Origin of the sequence: Flavobacterium sp. 9 (genome assembly GCF_002754195.1) — a bacterium.
In the GTDB taxonomy this organism is placed as follows: Bacteria; Bacteroidota; Bacteroidia; order Flavobacteriales; family Flavobacteriaceae; genus Flavobacterium.
This window is the reverse complement of record NZ_PEEU01000001.1, coordinates 5,490,693-5,507,645: the sequence shown is the minus strand read 5'-3', so window position 1 is coordinate 5,507,645 and position 16,953 is coordinate 5,490,693. Positions and strand designations below refer to the sequence as shown.

Sequence of the window (16,953 nt, the reverse complement as noted above, 5' to 3'; positions counted from 1 at the left end):
AAGAAACTAAAATAATTATTAAGAAAAGTTTACATTTGGTTACCCAAATTATAAATTCATTCTTAATAATTATGAAAAAAAATCTACTTGCTTATTTTCTAAAAAGGCGAATGTTAACGCCTTTATTGTGCACTTTCTTTTTATTGCTTTCCCTGCACGGAACTTGTCAATATATCACACAAAACCTTGCTCCTACAGCGGTTATTAAAGAAGGACTTTCGCTGGAACAATCTTCTGATGGACGAATTTTTATTGCTGAAAGAGGCGGAATTGTCAAAGTATTTCAAAATAATGCCGTTTCAACCGTCTTTACCGTTCAAACCGTAACAGATAATGAACAAGGTTTACTTGGCTTAACTTTGCATCCTGATTTTGCTACAAACGGTTATATTTATGTGTTTTACTCTATAAATGATGGCGTAATCAGACATCGAATAGAGAGAATAAAAATCGACAATGCCAATCAGGTTGTAAGCCGACAGGAAATTTTATTATTAGAGCCTATTGGTGGCGGTTTTCATAATGGCGGCGATCTGAAATTCTTTAATGGATTTCTTTACGTAACCGTTGGAGATAGTCAGCAAAACACAAATTCTCAGGATCTTGACACTTACAAAGGTAAAATACTTCGACTAACCGAAGACGGACAACCTGCGCCAGGAAATCCCTTCTATGGAAGTGGTTCTGTACAAAGACAAAGTATCTGGGTTTATGGTTTCAGAAATCCGTGGAGACTTGTAGCCAATAAAACGTCCAATAAATTATTTGTTTTGGATGTTGGAACTTCTTGGGAAGAAATCAACGAAATTAGCAATCCCACAATTCGCAACTACGCTTGGGGACATCCTCAAGGCGGTGACGGAAAACAAACTGAAACCAATTTATTTACCAATCCGATTTTTACATACGCAACCGGAAGTATTGGAAATGCTTTAACAAACGGCTTACTTTATAACCCGACAACTTCTCGTTATCCTGATCTTCAGGGGAAATTTATTATCAAAGATTTTGTTCGAAATGCAATTCGTTGGTTTGATCCAAACGTTGCTGATCCTGTTTCTACCGAATTCTATTCGGCGCCACAACAGCAAGCACTCGGAATGATGTTGGGCAACGACGGGTACATTTATTATTGTGCTTACGGAAATAACGGTTCACTAATTAAGCTGGATTATATTGCAACTGCCGCTCCAACTATCGTAAATCATCCCGTTTCGCAAACCATTATGCAAACAACTCCCGTAACTTTTACAGTTTCTGCAAGTGGCGTTGGACTTTCGTATCAATGGCAATTTAACAATGTAAATATTCCCGGAGCAAACGCCGCAACATATACTATTGCAAATGTAACCAATGCAAATGCAGGCGATTATCATGTTATAGTTTCTAATACTGCTGGCAATGCAACTAGTGATCCCGCGACTTTAACGGTGACACCTTTTAGCAATGCGCCAACAGTTACGATCGTTTCACCTTTGCCAACTTTAAAATGGAATGCTGATGATCTTATACACTTTGAAGCAACAGCAACAGATATAGAAGACGGAACATTACCTGCAAGCGCTTTTTCATGGAATATTGATCTTTTTCACGAAGACATTCCAGGTTCAGGTCATTCGCATCCCGGAGCAAGTCCGCAAGGTGCAAAATCAGGTGATTTTACAGCATCAAATCAAGGTGAAAAAACGCCAAATGTATGGTATCGATTTACAGTAAAAGTTACCGATAGCAATGGTTTAACAGCTTCAACTTTTGTTGATATTAAACCTAATTTAGTCGATGTGACGGTTACAAGTTCGCCGGCTTTATTAGCTCTCGAATTCAATCAGAAACCTGTTACAGCGCCGTTAACAAAACAAGTTGTGGCAAATGCAGCATTGCAAACTTTAAACGCTCCTACTCCACAATACATCAATAATATCAGATATGATTTTGACCATTGGGATCATGGCGGAGCTGCCAATCAAACCTTCAAAGCTCCGGCAACAGGAACTGCAACTTATACCGCTGTTTATACTGCAACAACACTTCTTAATGCACCATATTTAGGAACCGTAGCGCAAATTCCGGGTACAATTGAAGCCGAAAATTACGATGTTGGTCCAAGCGCTTTTCTTGACATTAATGGCGGTGGCGATACTGCTTACAGAGCTGGAGATGGCGTAGGAACTGAAGCTTGCAATGAAGGCGGATTTAACCTTGCTTATGTTGGCAAAAATGAATGGCTTAAATACACTTCAAAAGTAAATACCACCGGAACTTACAATATCCTTTTAAGAATTGCATCGCCTTATGCAAATCGAAAATTACATCTTGAAGTTGACGGAGTAAATGTTACAGGAACTGTAAATATTCCAAATACTACAGGATTTCAGGCGTGGCAAACCGTTACAATTCCTAATATTGCTTTAACGCAAGGAACACGTGTTATTACTTTATTTTTTGAAGAAGGAGATATCAACGTCAATAAAATGGAATTTGTCCTAACCGGAAGTACAACCGCTCCAGTTGCAGATTTTGAGGTAAATACTCAAATGGGATGTCTGAATACGGCAGTTACTTTCACGTCTGTTTCACTTGGAACTGTTGATAATTATCTGTGGAATTTTGGCGAAAGCGCAACACCGGCAACCGCAACAGGAATTGGCCCTCACAGCGTAATTTATTCAACCGAAGGAACAAAAACAGTTTCCTTAACCGTTAGTAATACTGCTGGAGACAATAAAAAAGAAGTTGCATATATGGTACACAATTGCAATCTTGGTATTGAAAACCCAAATGGAGAATCGAATAAAATCATCGTTTTTCCAAATCCATCAACGGGAATATTTCATTTGTCAAAAGAGTTGGAATGGACCGTTTATTCGGCTTCAGGAACTAAAATAAAACAAGGAAGCGGAAGTGTAATTTCGATTTCAGAACATCCAACAGGAATCTATTTTGTAAAAACAAATGCTGCCAGTAAAGCAATTTCGATAGGCAAACAATAATAGTTTACTTTTCTAAATACAAATAATGCCCTGTAAAGAATTCTTATTTTTCTCAGGGCATTTTTTAAATCATAACCTTTTTTTGTTTTAAAATTCATTTTTTTGTAGTAAATTACAGCTTCTTAAAGACAAGTTTCATTTTAAATAAAACCAAAATGATCGACTCAAAAATACCAGAAGGTCCTCTAGCTGAAAAATGGAATAATTATAAAGCAAAAGCTAAGCTTGTAAACCCCGCAAATAGAAAAAAACTAAACATTATAGTCGTAGGAACTGGTCTTGCAGGAGCTTCATGCGCTGCATCATTGGCTGAACAAGGTTACAATATCAAATCATTTTGTTTTCAGGATTCTCCAAGAAGAGCACATTCTGTGGCTGCTCAAGGCGGAGTTAATGCTGCAAAAAATTACAAAAACGACGGAGACAGTACTTACAGAATGTTTTACGACACTATAAAAGGTGGCGATTTTAGATCACGTGAAGCAAATGTTTACCGTCTGGCGGAATGTTCTGCACATTTAATTGATCATGCCGTTGCACAAGGCGTTCCTTTTGCCAGAGAATATGCCGGATATCTTAATAATCGTTCTTTTGGAGGTGTTCAGGTTTCGAGAACTTTTTATGCTCGCGGACAAACGGGACAACAGCTTTTACTGGGAGCTTATCAGGCTTTATTACGTCAGGTTTCATTAGGAAAAGTAGCGATGCATACGCGACATGAAATGCTGGAATTGGTCGTTATTGACGGAAAAGCCAAAGGTATTATTGCACGAAATCTTGAAACCGGAGAACTCGAGCGTCACGTTGCTGATGCTGTCGTTTTAGCTTCCGGAGGTTATGGCAAAGTATATTATCTGTCAACATTGGCAATGGGTTGTAATAGTTCGGCAATTTGGCGGGCACACAAAAAAGGCGCTTATATGGCTGGAGTAAGCTGGATTCAGTTTCATCCTACTTCACTTCCGCAACATGGAGAAAATCAGTCTAAATTGACTTTAATGTCGGAATCTTTGCGTAATGACGGCCGAATCTGGGTTCCGAAAACTGCCAAAGACGACCGAGATCCAAATACAATTCCCGAAGAAGAACGCGACTATTATCTGGAACGCAAATATCCTTCTTTTGGAAATCTTGCTCCACGCGATATTTCCTCAAGAGCTGCAAAAGAACAAATTGATGCCGGACATGGCGTTGGACCAATGAAAAATGCTATTTATCTGGATTTCTCCGATGCTATAAAAACGCAGGGAAAAGATAAAATCGAAGCCAAATACAGCAATCTTTTTGCGATGTACGAGAAAATTACCGGAATCAATGCCTACAAAGAACCAATGCTAATTTCGCCTTCAGCGCATTTTACAATGGGCGGACTTTGGGTTGACTATGAATTAATGAGTACAATTCCAGGATTATTTGCTCTTGGAGAAGCTAATTTTGCCGATCATGGCGCGAATAGACTTGGCGCAAATTCATTGCTTCAAGCTTGTGTAGACGGTTATTTTATTGCGCCTTACACAATTCCGAATTATTTGGCAGGAGAATTAAATGCTCCAAAATCTGATATAAATCATCCTGCTTTTGACGAAGCCGAAACTTCAGTAAGAGCACAATTAGATAAATTTTTGAATAGTAAAGGAACACTTTCGACAGATTATTTCCATAAAAAAATTGGAAGATTACTCTATGAAAAATGTGGTCTTTCGAGAAGTAAAGAAAAACTGGAAGATGCCTTAAACGAAATCAAATTACTAAAAGATTCTTTTGAAAAAGACCTTTTAATTACTGGAGATGATACAGTTAACAGTGAACTTGAAAAAGCCGGACGCATTGCAGATTATATAGAACTCGCCGAATTAATGTGTCACGATGCTCTGCAAAGAGAAGAATCCTGTGGCGCGCACTTTCGAGAAGAATATCAAACTCCTGATGGCGAAGCGGTTCGAAATGATAAGGATTTCTGTTACGTTTCGGCTTGGGAATGGAAAGGAAAACAACAATTACCGGAATTACACAAAGAACCTTTAGTATTCGAATCCGTTCAACTTGCTGTGAGAAGTTACAAATAATTATTGAACGTTAATTAAAGATCCAATAATTCATAATTAACAATTAACAATTTATAATTAATAATTACCTATGAAACTATATCTTAAAATATGGCGACAACTTAATACTTCTTCCAAAGGAGAAATGGTAGATTATGAAATTGATAATGTTTCTGAGCATATGTCTTTTCTCGAAATGCTCGATCTTTTGAATGAATCTCTTATTCAGAAAAAAGAACGCGTTATAGAATTTGATCACGATTGCAGAGAAGGGATTTGTGGTCAATGTGGCGTTATGATTGACGGACGAGCGCATGGACCATTAAAAAACACTACAACTTGTCAGCTTCATATGAGAAGTTTTAAAAATGGCGATACGATTTATATTGAACCTTTTCGAGCAAAAGCTTTTCCGGTTTTAAGGGATTTAAAAATCAATCGATCCGCTTTTGATTCTATAATTGAAGCAGGCGGTTTTATTGGCGCTTCAACGGGTCAGGCGCCCGAAGCAAATAGTATTCCGATATCTTATGAAACTGCTGAAGCTTCCTTTGATGCTGCCGCTTGTATAGGATGTGGAGCTTGTGTTGCAACTTGCAAAAACGCAAGTGCCGCATTATTTGTTGGAGCAAAAATCACGCATTTGGCTTTGCTTCCGCAAGGAAAAATTGAAGCTTCAAAAAGAGTTTTAACGATGGTAAGTCAAATGGATGCAGAAGGTTTTGGAAATTGCTCAGACACAAGAGCTTGCGAAATAGAATGTCCGCAAGGTATTTCCATTCTTTCCATTGCAAAAATGAATTCAGAATATGCTAAAGCTTTAATTTTTAGAAAATAACAACATATTATTTATTTAAAACACATAGAAACATTGATATTGTAACTCAAAAAATGGCATTTCAATTAATAAAAATAAGCATAACAATCTTTTTGAGAGAAATGCAGTTCTTTTTTTGAAGCCTTTTTGCCCCATACTCGCTCTGTTTCTATGTGTTAAATAAATATTTTTAAAAATTATATTTCAATCTCAAAGTAAATCCCAACAAGTTTCTTAAAACAAAAAACTTTGCGACTTCGCGACTTTGCGAGATTATTTTTTTAAGTTTTTTTGACGCAGCATCGAGAATTGCACGCAAAGTCGCAAAGGCGCGAAATTCAAAACTTACAATAAAAAGCTTTGCGACTTCGTGACTTTGCGAGATTATTTCTTGAGCTTTATTTTAATTAAATTGCAAAATAAGGCGTCAAAATATCTTCAAAATTATACAATCCTTTTTTCTTGTTTTCTAAGTTTTCTGCAACAAAAACAACTCCGTTACCAAATGCTTCTCTTGAAATCGATTCGTGAATAAGACGAACCGTTTGATACGGAAATCCAAATATAACTTCGTGTTTTCCGACGATTCCTCCAGCTCTAACTGAGTTTATATTGTCTTTGTCAACATCTAAAGCTTCAGCAATTTTAACCGCCGTTCCTGAAGTTCCTTCTTTCTTTTTAAAATGTTCTTCATTGACTTCAATATCAACCCAAGGCGCAATTTTCTTTAGAAACTTGGCTGCAAAAAGTAAATAATTCACTCCCAAAGTAATATTTGGAGACCAAAAAACGGTTGTTTTATGCGCTAATTTCTTTAATAATTGAAGTTCTTTATCTTTATAATGAGAAATTGCCGAGATAATTTTAACCTTTCGATTTGCTGCAATTTCACCATAAGTATAGATTCCTTCGCTTGACGAAAAATCGATAATTACATCAACCGGATGTTTGTCCAGCAATTCTTCTACCGAAGTTTTGGAACTAGAGTAAATTAATCCCGGTTCGTCTGACTGAACACCAAAAAATTCCGGAACTGATCTGTGTTCTAAAACAGTGCTTTGTCTTAAAACCCATTCCAGGCAAAATTTATTGTTTTCGAGTAGTATTGATGCTACTGATTTTCCAGTTTTTCCGAATCCGATTAGTCCTATTTTCATAATTTATTTTTTTATTGAGCGATATGCTCGTTAATAGAAATTGACATATTTTGAAGTTCATGCCAAATCAAAAATTTAATTATTATCTAAGTCGATAATTATCCTCTATTAGTAAAAATAGGGATATTATCACGGGAAGACTAACTATTATTGAGTTTTGTAACAAAAAAGAGCCTTGTTAATAGGAATAATATTGTGAATTTTTTTTAACCGCAAAGTTGCAAAGGTTTTTCGCAAAGGCCGCTAAGTTTACAATCTAGAATAAAAAAACTTTGCGTCTTTGCGCCTTTGCGAGATTATTTATTAAGTTTTTTTTGATGTAGCACCGAGAATTTCGCGCAAAGTCGCAAAGTCGCCAAATTTATAACTTACAAAAAAAACTTTGCGACTTTGCGTCTTTGCGAGATTATCATAAATCACTAAAAAAACTTTTAATCTTTGACATTAAAATAAAATTTTCCGATTAATACTACAGGATATTATTTACTTACTATATTTTAAAAAAATAGATGCAAAAATGTTAATACGAATGTACAACTTAACATATTTTCAGTAGTTTTACGACCTGATTGACCCCAAATAAAATCAGCAAATAATGGCCTACAACAATAAAGAATTAGTACGTTTTTTAGACGCACAAAATAAATTATACCTATCGGCACTTTCCGAAATTAAAAAAGGAAAAAAAGAATCTCCTTGGATGTGGTTTATTTTTCCTCAGATAAAAGGGCTTGGTTCCTGCGATACCTCAAAATTTTACGAAATTAAAAATGCTGACGAAGCAATTGCGTTTTTAGAACATCCAATTCTGGGAAAACATCTATTGGAAATTACATCTGAATTAATCAAAACAGACGAAAAAACTGCTGCAGATATATTCGGAAATCCAGATGATGAAAAACTGCAATCGTGCATGACATTATTCGCCAGTATTCAAAATTCTGAACCAATATTTGAAGAAGTATTGGACAAATATTTTGATGGTTCTTCAGATTTTCATACGCTTCAATTATTGTATAGTAATTTCTAAACCTGATATAGTCGTCTGAGAAAATAGCTAAAAAATTATTCCTTTTTAGTGTATTTCTAAATAAGAAAACTATATTTGCAACCAAGTTGCGTTAGTTAATAACTCAGAAAGTCGAGTAAACACGCTGATTGCCAAAACAAGAATGAAAAAGAAAATTGTCTTAATTAATCTTTTTATGTCTTTAACCGTATTGTTCGCAATGCTGTTTCAGACCATACATTCTTACGAACATGTTTACAGACAACTAACTGAAAAACAGTGTCACCACAATTCTGTTGATGGACAAAAGCAAATTACACACAGCCATTCTGTAGACAATAATTGTCACGTTTGTCATTTTGCGTTCAGCACTTTTATTCCCAATTCATTTCAAACTTTATCATTTCATAAAGTAATTACTGAAACCTCTTATGTATTCTTTTATACAAAAGCGTCTTCAAACTTCTTTAAAGGCAGTCTTTTTGCCCTTAGAGCACCACCTTCTATTTTATAGTTTACTACATTTTATTCGAAGAAGAAGAATATCTCTTATGGTTCAGCAGTAAATGTTAAACCATAAAAATTAAGCATTTATATTATTCAAAGCCAAAGAAAGAATTCAAATTCTCTCTATTTATGCTATTTCAAACATAGCCCAAGGTTTCAACCTTGGGAGAGCTTGTAATTGATAATAAAATGCAAGAAATGAAATGCGCTTCAACGGTAGAAACCGTTGGCTATGTGACAATATTTTATAGTGATTGGTTATTTCTTTCTAATTTATCTAAACAACAAATCCTTATTCTTCATCTTCCAATAGAAATTCTTCTATTACAATAGTTGTAAACTATCCATTCCTCCTACTCCAATTTTAAAATCATCGTTGTATCAAAAACAGCGACTAAAATCCTGCGATCGAAAACTAAAAAATCACCCAAATACATAAAAACTATGCTTATAGCTGAGAATCTTACGAAAAAATACGGCGATTATGTTGCCTTAAACAAATTAAATTTAACCATTAAACAAGGCGAAATCTTTGCGCTTTTAGGTCAGAATGGTGCCGGAAAAACAACAACAATTAATCTCTTTTTAGGTTTTATCGAGCCAACAGGCGGAGAACTTAAAATCAATAATATATCGGTTATAGAAAATGCTTCAAAAACCAAAGAATATGTCGCTTATATTCCTGAAACGGTAATGTTATATCCAAATTTGAGCGGTTTAGAAAACCTGAAATTCTTCTCCTCACTCGCCGGATTCAAATATTCATCTGGAGAATTGACTTATTTTCTCTCAAAAGCTGGTTTACAACTCAAAGCGCACGACCAGAATCTTGGCGGATATTCTAAAGGAATGCGCCAAAAAGTAGGCATTGCCATTGCGATTGCCAAAAGAGCCAAAGTATTATTACTGGACGAACCCACAAGCGGATTAGACCCGAAAGCTTCAAACGAATTTTCTCAAATCCTGAAAGAACTTTCGGCAGACGGAACGGCAATATTAATGGCAACGCACGATATTTTCAGAGCCAGAGAAGTTGCTACACATATTGGAATCATGAAACAAGGCAATTTAGTAACGGTGATCGAAGCTGATAAAATATCGGCAAACGAACTCGAAAACTTGTATTTACAAACTGTATAAAAGAAATAGCATTTTCAAAACCAACCAAAAAAATGAAACATACAATTTTAATGCTATTGGTATTCAGCAGTTCGCAGTTTATTCAATCGCAAAACATAAATAAAAAAGTAAACGATAGTATTGCCCAGGATTCTATTAAACGAAATGAACTTCAAACTGTTGAAATCATTGGTCGTTCGACTAAAAAATACAATAGCGATTATTCTTTTGCAGCGACAAAAACGGCCGCTTTGAATAAAGATATTCCGCAATCTATCTCGACAATAACAAAGGAATTAATTGCTGACAAAGGCGCTTTTTATCTTGCTGACGCCGTAAAAATGGCAAGTGGCGTAATTCCGGCGAGTTATTACAATCAATATACCATTCGCGGAATTAGTCAAAACGAAGAAGGTCAGATTGTAAACGGAATGCGAACACGCCAATATTATTTTCTGCAGCCTTTAACCAATAATATCGAACGCGTCGAAGTTATAAAAGGTCCTTCGAGCGCCACATTTTCTTCAGTTGATCCTGGCGGAAGCATTAATTTGGTAACTAAAAAACCTCTGGCAGTTAACCGAAAAGAAGTGAGTTTGAGCGTAGGAAGTTTTAGCACTTTACGCGGAACTCTTGACTTTACAGGACCGCTTAACGAATCTAAAACCTTATTATATCGTGTAAACGGTGCGTATCAGGAAGCAAAATCATTTCGGGATTTGGTGAGTAATAAATCGTTTTTGATTTCTCCATCGTTCAGTTATATTCCGAATGAGAAAACAGCGATTAATACCGAATTGATTTTAAGCAACATGACAGGAACTCTAGATCGCGGACAACCAATTTTTGGCGCTGTTGCCGGAGTTACGAATCTAAATCAAACACCAATTAGCTTAAATCTAGGCGCTCCAAGTGATTTCTTTAAATCGAAAGAAATGATTTTGATGACGAATTTCACTCATAAATTCAATTCTAAAATTGGATTTAATGCCCAATATATGAAACAAACCTGGACCGAAAACCTTCAGGAACACAGAACTACAAATGCTTTTGCGGTCGATATGAACAATAAACCTGTTACAAGTCTGGCGATGATGCAATTTGTACAACGTCAACAATATTGGGACATTGACAATTTGAGTACTTATTTTAATTTTGATTTAAAAACAGGAAAACTAAAACATAAACTACTGGCAGGTTACGATTTAAGCAGTTGGAACAAAACCAAAGGCGGCGGACAAAATGCGGCAAGAGGTTATTTGCTAAAAGACGGAACTGTGGCAAGTACTTTTGTTGCCGCAAACGCTGCCAATTACCAAACGACAACAATTGATGGCGTCGTTTTGCCAAAACCAAATGTCAATTATTTCAATTTAAACAATCCTGTTTACACCTTAACAAGTCCTGAAGATTACACGCTAAATGTCAGAACTGCATTGCCGTCTGCGTTGACGACTACAAATGCAATTTATATTCAGGATCAGATTCAGTGGGAAAAATTCACCTTTTTGTTGGGTTTACGAAACGAATGGTTTGAGGACATTACCAATTATGAAACCAACAAGGAATTGACGGTCAAAAAATCGGCATTGTTGCCACGTGTAGGACTTACGTATGCGATTAACAACGAAATTAATGTCTACACGACTTATCTTGAAGGTTATCAGCCACAATCGAATACGGTGACTTTAATGCCTCAAACGGGAAGTTTACCCGCTGGAAGTCTATTTGATCCCCTTGAAAGTAATCTGAAAGAAGTTGGTGTAAAAGCGACATTCTTTAATAATTCAATAAGCTTTAATGCAGCGGTTTACGAAATCAATCAGCGTAATATTCTAATGAATGCCAACGATCCTGCAAATCCGGATTTATTGGTAACAAGAGGCGCTGAAAGAAGCCGTGGTTTTGAGTGCGATCTTGCGGGTTATATCACTCCGGATTGGCAAATAAATGCTTCGTACAGTTATATAGATGCTAAAATTACTAACGATCGCGATCCTTCATTAATTGGTGCCAGAAAACAAAACACACCAAAAAATAGCGCCAATTTATGGACGCGCTATAATTTTAATTCAGATTCAGGTTTGAAGGATTTGGGCGTTGGTTTTGGGATGCAATATCAAAGCAGCAAAGTGCCTTGGTTTACAAGAGCTTTCACGCTTCCGGATTTCACCGTTTTTGACGCCGCTTTATATTACAAACCCAACAAAAGTAATATGCAAATTGCTTTGAATGCAGGCAATTTATTCAACAAAACATATTGGTTAGGTGCACAGAATTATTTGAGATTATTTCCCGGAGCACCAAGAAATTTCAGCCTTACTGTAACTTATAAATTTTAATTGGTATGAAATCATTACACATAGAAATTTTAATCGCCAAGCATTTAAAGAACTCGGTATTTAAGAATAAAGCGGTATTTATTATCACGCTTTTTATTGGTCTTATTTTGCTTTATGCTGCGTTTTCGGGTTGGGAAAATTATACCAACCAAAACGAAACCAGCGAGAAATACCAACATGAATCAAGAGAAGACTGGTTGAGAAATCCAGATAAAAACCCACATAGAATGGCGCATTACGGAAATTTTGCCTTCAGAAAAAGTACGCCTTTGAGTGTTTTTGAATTTGGAATGGAACCGTTTTTTGGAAATGCAATATTTCTGGAAGCGCACAAACAAAATACAGCCAATTTCTCTGAAGCGGGATTTTCAAATAGTATGCTTCGTTTTGGAGAAATCAGTATTGCGATGGTTTTGCAGGTTTTATTGCCTTTATTGATCTTTTTCTTAGGCTTTAATTCGGTCGCAGCCGAAAGAGAAAACGGAACCTTAAAACTGCTTTTAAGTCAGGGAATCAATTGGAAACAGCTTTTAATTGGTAAAACATTAGGAATTGCTTCTGTTATTATGATGCTTTTTCTGCCAACAATTATCGTACTTGTTTTTATCTGGTTATTACTTCAAAATTTTAGCATTTCTGCCGATGAAACAATCAAAATGGTATTATTTATTCTCTTTCATTTTATCTATCTGATGTTCTTTTGCGTTATTTCCGTTTTAATTTCGGCGTCAAGCAAAACATCAAAAAAAGCGCTGATTTCATTGATTGGAATTTGGCTGGTTTTCACGATAATTCTGCCAAGAACCACTCAGGCAATCGGAGCTTATATTTATGAAGCGCCTTCTAAAATACCATTCAATAGCGATATTGAGAAAGATATTCTGAAACAAGGCGACAGTCATAATCCAAATGATTTGCATTATAAAGCTATTAAAGATTCGCTTTTGCGTATTTACAAAGTCAATTCTGTACAGAAACTTCCTTTTAATTATTCGGGATTTATTATGACCGAAGGCGAGAAAATAAGTTCTAAAATTTACAATCAGCATTTAGAAAATCTATTGAAGGTTTATGAAAAGCAAAACAGTTTTTCTAAGACGATTTCTTTTATAAATCCGTACATCGCAATCAAAAATTTATCGATGGGATTATCCAATACAGATTATGATTCGTATATCGATTTCCAGAAACAAGCTGAAGATTATCGCTATACAATGGCGCAAAAAATGAATGCATTGCAGGTAAAATATATCAGTAATAATAAGCCAAAACCAACGGATAAACCTCTGACAATTGGCAAAGAACATTGGGCTGATCTCGAGGAATTTCATTATGAACCAAAAGGAATTCAGGATGTTTTGAAATCTGAAATTATTGCGCTTATCTCCATTTTTCTCTGGATTATATTGTTGTTTATTTTCATCCGAATTGCCGCTAAAAACCTTAAAGCCATTTAATATGTTAGCATTACTTTTTAAAAATTTCATCCGATCAAAAGGAACCAAAATTGGGCTGATATTTCTATTGATTATCTGTTTTATAAGTCTTTTAATTGGACAACAGTTTCAACAAAAACAACAAAATAATATCACCGAAGCGGCAATTTATCAAAAAGAACATATTGCGAGAAATGCTGCTTTTCACAAAGACGAAATTGGACTTCTACTCTATTATATCAAGTTTTCTTTGGTCAATAAAACATTGCCAATTAATAGTTTGGCAATTGGTCAGCGCGATGTAAATCCGTCGATTCAAAGTGTTACAATTCGTGGTCTTGAAGCTCAGAAATATGATTCAGAACTCAATAATCCGAATAATCTTTTGTCCGGAAATATCGATTTTGGCTTTGTATTGATTTACCTTTTTCCACTTTTGATTATTGCTTTCTCTTATAATTTGATTTCGGAAGAAAAAGAAAGCGGAACCTGGAAAATTGTCGCGACTCAAAGCCAAAACACTTTTCTATACATTTTGAAGTTATTTTATATTCGAATTTTAACCTTGATTGCGTTATTGACGATCGTACTTTTTATAGCAATATTGTTTCTGAATATTCCATTTAACCAAGCACTTTTTACTTTTTACACAATAGCAATTCTCTACATTCTTTTTTGGTTTGCCGTAAGCTTTTTTATCGTTTCATTACAACAACATTCGAACTTTAATGCGGTTATTTTATTGACGATTTGGTTGTTTCTAATTATCATTTTACCAGCAACAATCAACACTTATATTGTCAATAAATATCCAATTCCCGAAGCTCTCGAATTGACTGTAAAACAACGAAATGCTTATCATGAAAAATGGGATATGGATAAAAAAATCACGATGGATAAATTCTACAATCATTATCCACAATTCAAGCATTATCCTTTGCCAAACGCCGAGTTTAGCTGGCTTTGGTATTATGCGATGCAACAAGCGGGCGACGACGATTCGGCAAAACAATCGAGAGAATTAGAGTCTAAATTGCAACAACGAAACAAAGCAAGCCAATTGATTGCGCAATTTATTCCCACTTTACATACTCAGATTCAATTGAACGAAATTGCTAAATCCGACATAGGAAATCAGCTTTTGTTTTTGAAAGAAACCAAGCATTTTCATGAAAAACTCCGTTTGTATTTCTATCCAAAAATCTTCGATAATGCAGCTGTAAATAAAGAAAACTGGTCTAAATTTAAAGTTGAAACATTTAGTGATCCTTCAGAAATAAGTTTTATGAAAGCGTTTTTGCCTTTATTACTTTTCAATTTATTGTTGATTGGTTTTGGATGGAGGAATTTTAAAAGCAATATTATTTAACCGTTTTTTTTAACCGCAAAGAGCGCAAAGGTTTACGCAAAGTTCGCAAAGGTTTTAGACAAAGCTTTGCGGATTTTGTGCATTTTTTTTACCGCAAAGAACGCAAAGGTTTACGCAAAGTTCGCAAAGGTATTAGACAAAGCTTTGCGGACTTTGCTTTTTTATAAAAACCAGCATAACAAAAAACTTTGCGTGCTTTGCGGTAAAATCCACGTTGCTAAGATTTTTTCTTCTTATTCTGACTAATATTTTTTCAAACAATCTTTATTTAAATTTTATTTAGAATTAATATAAATAAACTTTTATATTTGCCGCTTTCTTGGCAAATTCTGGTAGTTTTCTAAATTTACCGATATTGCTTTTCCAAAGTAAATTTCGTTTGATGAACATTAATAACAGTTTCGAATTAAATCTTTTTGAATCTTTCAAAGAAGGAGACGAAACTGCTTTCACTTATTTCTACGACAAATACTTCCGTCGAATTACCGCTTTTAGTGTTCAATTTATTTACGATAAAGATGAAGCCGAAAATCTCGCGCAAGAAGCTTTTTTGCATTTATGGCAAAGCAGAGAAACTGTAGAATCGATAAACGGAATACAATCTTTCTTGTACACTTATGCAAAATCGAAATGTCTGAACATGATTCGCCATAATAAAGTAAAGGATAAATTTAAAAGTGAAGTTTTAAATCAGAAAGAACGTGAATTGGATATCGAAATCTTAAATTCGGTACAATTTGATACTTTAGAATTAACGGAATTAGAACGTTTAATTCAGGAATCAATAAGCGATCTTCCGCCAAAAACCAGAGAAGTTTTTATAAAAAAGCGTTTCGAGAATAAAAAAAATGCAGAAATAGCCGAAGAAATGCAAGTATCGCTAAAAGCCGTTGAAGCCCACATGACAAAGGCTTTGAAGATTTTAAAAACCAAATTATCGGATTATTTATTCTTAATTTTTATCCTTATTTGTAATAATTAAAAATAAAAGGTAGGGTATTTTATTTCTGAAGTGTACTTACTATAACCAGAAGTTTAAAACCAAAATAATGACATCGGAACTTATTTATAAATATCTTTCTAATGAAGCTTCAGAACAAGAAGTTCAATCTCTTTTTGATTGGATTGATGCTTCTGAAGAAAACAAAAAGCACTTTATATCTTTAAAGAAAACTTGGGCTTTAACATCTCTTTCGGATACAATTACAACTGAATCGGTTTCGGTAATTTCGATGAAACCAAAGAATAATGCAGTTCAGTATTTAAAATATGCTGCAGTATTTTTAGTTTTATTCGGATTAGGAAAACTGGCTTTCGACTTTAGTCAAAAAACAAAATCATCAAAAGAAATTGTTTTAGAATTAGCGGATGGAACTTCTGAAATCATCACAAAAAGTAATCAAACTCAAGTTATAAACGACAAAGGAAGTTTGATCGCAAAGAAATTTCCAAACCATATTATTTACTTCGGAAAAGTTCAGGATCAGAAAGTGGTTTATAATACGCTTAAAGTTCCATACGGAAAACGCTTTAAACTTACGCTTTCTGACGGAACGATTGTGAGTTTAAATTCCGGGACAACTTTTCGTTATCCGGAACAATTTGGTATCAACGGTAAAAGAAATGTATTCTTAACCGGTGAAGCTTTTTTTGAAGTTGCAAAAGACAAACAGCATCCGTTTATTGTAAACGCTAATAAGGTTGATATTGAAGTTCTTGGAACAAAATTTAATATCAGTGCATATCCTGAAAACCCAACGGTTAATAGTACTTTGATCGAAGGAAGTATTAAGATGTACGAGGTTGAGAACAAAGAAAATTTGGTTTTACTTGTACCAAATCAAATGGCAACCTGGCAAAATAACGCTAAAAAAATTACAACAAAAGCAGTTGATCCAAGTTTTTATTCGGCATGGACAAAGGGCGAACTTGCTTTTAAAGATACTCCATTTTCAACGATCGCTAAAATAATTCAACGTACTTACGATGTCGAAATCATCAACGAAAATACTGTTTTGGCCAAACAGAATTTTACCGGTACGATTAAAATTAGTGAATCAAGTGTCGAAAACATTTTAGAACTTCTAAAACGTGACACGCCATTTAATTATTCGATCGAAGAAAATACTATTACTATTACCAATCCTTCCATAACTAAATAA

At 34.9% G+C, this 16,953-nt stretch carries 12 protein-coding genes; 11 read left to right on the top strand and 1 reads right to left on the bottom strand.

What is annotated here, in order from left to right:
* Positions 1-71 precede the first annotated feature (71 nt).
* The 3 genes from CLU81_RS23050 (at position 72) to CLU81_RS23040 (ending at position 5,873) form a co-directional block, all read left to right on the top strand.
* On the top strand, positions 72-2,990 hold the full coding sequence (locus CLU81_RS23050; protein ID WP_099711965.1) for a PQQ-dependent sugar dehydrogenase: 2,919 nt from the start codon (positions 72-74) through the stop codon (positions 2,988-2,990).
* Between the two features lie 155 nt (positions 2,991-3,145).
* Complete coding sequence (locus CLU81_RS23045) at positions 3,146-5,056, top strand: fumarate reductase/succinate dehydrogenase flavoprotein subunit (protein WP_099711964.1); 1,911 nt, start codon at positions 3,146-3,148, stop codon at positions 5,054-5,056.
* A 70-nt stretch (positions 5,057-5,126) separates the two neighbouring features.
* Positions 5,127-5,873: a succinate dehydrogenase/fumarate reductase iron-sulfur subunit gene (locus tag CLU81_RS23040; RefSeq protein WP_099711963.1), complete on the top strand. Its 747-nt coding sequence runs from the start codon at positions 5,127-5,129 to the stop codon at positions 5,871-5,873.
* 386 nt (positions 5,874-6,259) lie between these two features.
* Here the strand turns inward: CLU81_RS23040 and CLU81_RS23035 are convergent, their stop codons facing one another.
* Positions 6,260-7,009 carry a 4-hydroxy-tetrahydrodipicolinate reductase gene (locus CLU81_RS23035; protein ID WP_099711962.1) on the bottom strand — a complete coding sequence of 250 codons (750 nt, stop codon included), beginning with the start codon at positions 7,007-7,009 and terminating at the stop codon, positions 6,260-6,262.
* 595 nt (positions 7,010-7,604) lie between these two features.
* Between CLU81_RS23035 and CLU81_RS23030 the strand changes: the two genes are divergently transcribed.
* The 8 genes from CLU81_RS23030 (at position 7,605) to CLU81_RS22995 (ending at position 16,953) form a co-directional block, all read left to right on the top strand.
* Positions 7,605-8,039, top strand: a complete 435-nt coding sequence (locus tag CLU81_RS23030; RefSeq protein ID WP_099711961.1) for a DUF1810 domain-containing protein — start codon at positions 7,605-7,607, stop codon at positions 8,037-8,039.
* Between the two features lie 142 nt (positions 8,040-8,181).
* A complete protein-coding gene (locus CLU81_RS23025; RefSeq protein WP_199174588.1) occupies positions 8,182-8,532 on the top strand; it encodes a hypothetical protein in 351 nt (116 codons plus the stop codon).
* A 437-nt stretch (positions 8,533-8,969) separates the two neighbouring features.
* Positions 8,970-9,665, top strand: coding sequence for an ABC transporter ATP-binding protein (locus CLU81_RS23020; RefSeq protein ID WP_099711960.1), 696 nt, complete (start codon positions 8,970-8,972; stop codon positions 9,663-9,665).
* A gap of 32 nt (positions 9,666-9,697) precedes the next feature.
* Positions 9,698-11,986, top strand: a complete 2,289-nt coding sequence (locus CLU81_RS23015; protein WP_099711959.1) for a TonB-dependent siderophore receptor — start codon at positions 9,698-9,700, stop codon at positions 11,984-11,986.
* 5 nt (positions 11,987-11,991) lie between these two features.
* On the top strand, positions 11,992-13,443 hold the full coding sequence (locus tag CLU81_RS23010; protein ID WP_099711958.1) for a DUF3526 domain-containing protein: 1,452 nt from the start codon (positions 11,992-11,994) through the stop codon (positions 13,441-13,443).
* 1 nt (position 13,444) lies between these two features.
* On the top strand, positions 13,445-14,791 hold the full coding sequence (locus CLU81_RS23005) for a DUF3526 domain-containing protein (protein ID WP_099711957.1): 1,347 nt from the start codon (positions 13,445-13,447) through the stop codon (positions 14,789-14,791).
* 382 nt (positions 14,792-15,173) lie between these two features.
* The gene (locus tag CLU81_RS23000) at positions 15,174-15,773 is read left to right on the top strand and encodes an RNA polymerase sigma-70 factor (protein ID WP_099711956.1); all 600 of its coding nucleotides are present in this window, start codon (positions 15,174-15,176) and stop codon (positions 15,771-15,773) included.
* A gap of 67 nt (positions 15,774-15,840) precedes the next feature.
* Complete coding sequence (locus tag CLU81_RS22995; RefSeq protein WP_099711955.1) at positions 15,841-16,953, top strand: FecR family protein; 1,113 nt, start codon at positions 15,841-15,843, stop codon at positions 16,951-16,953.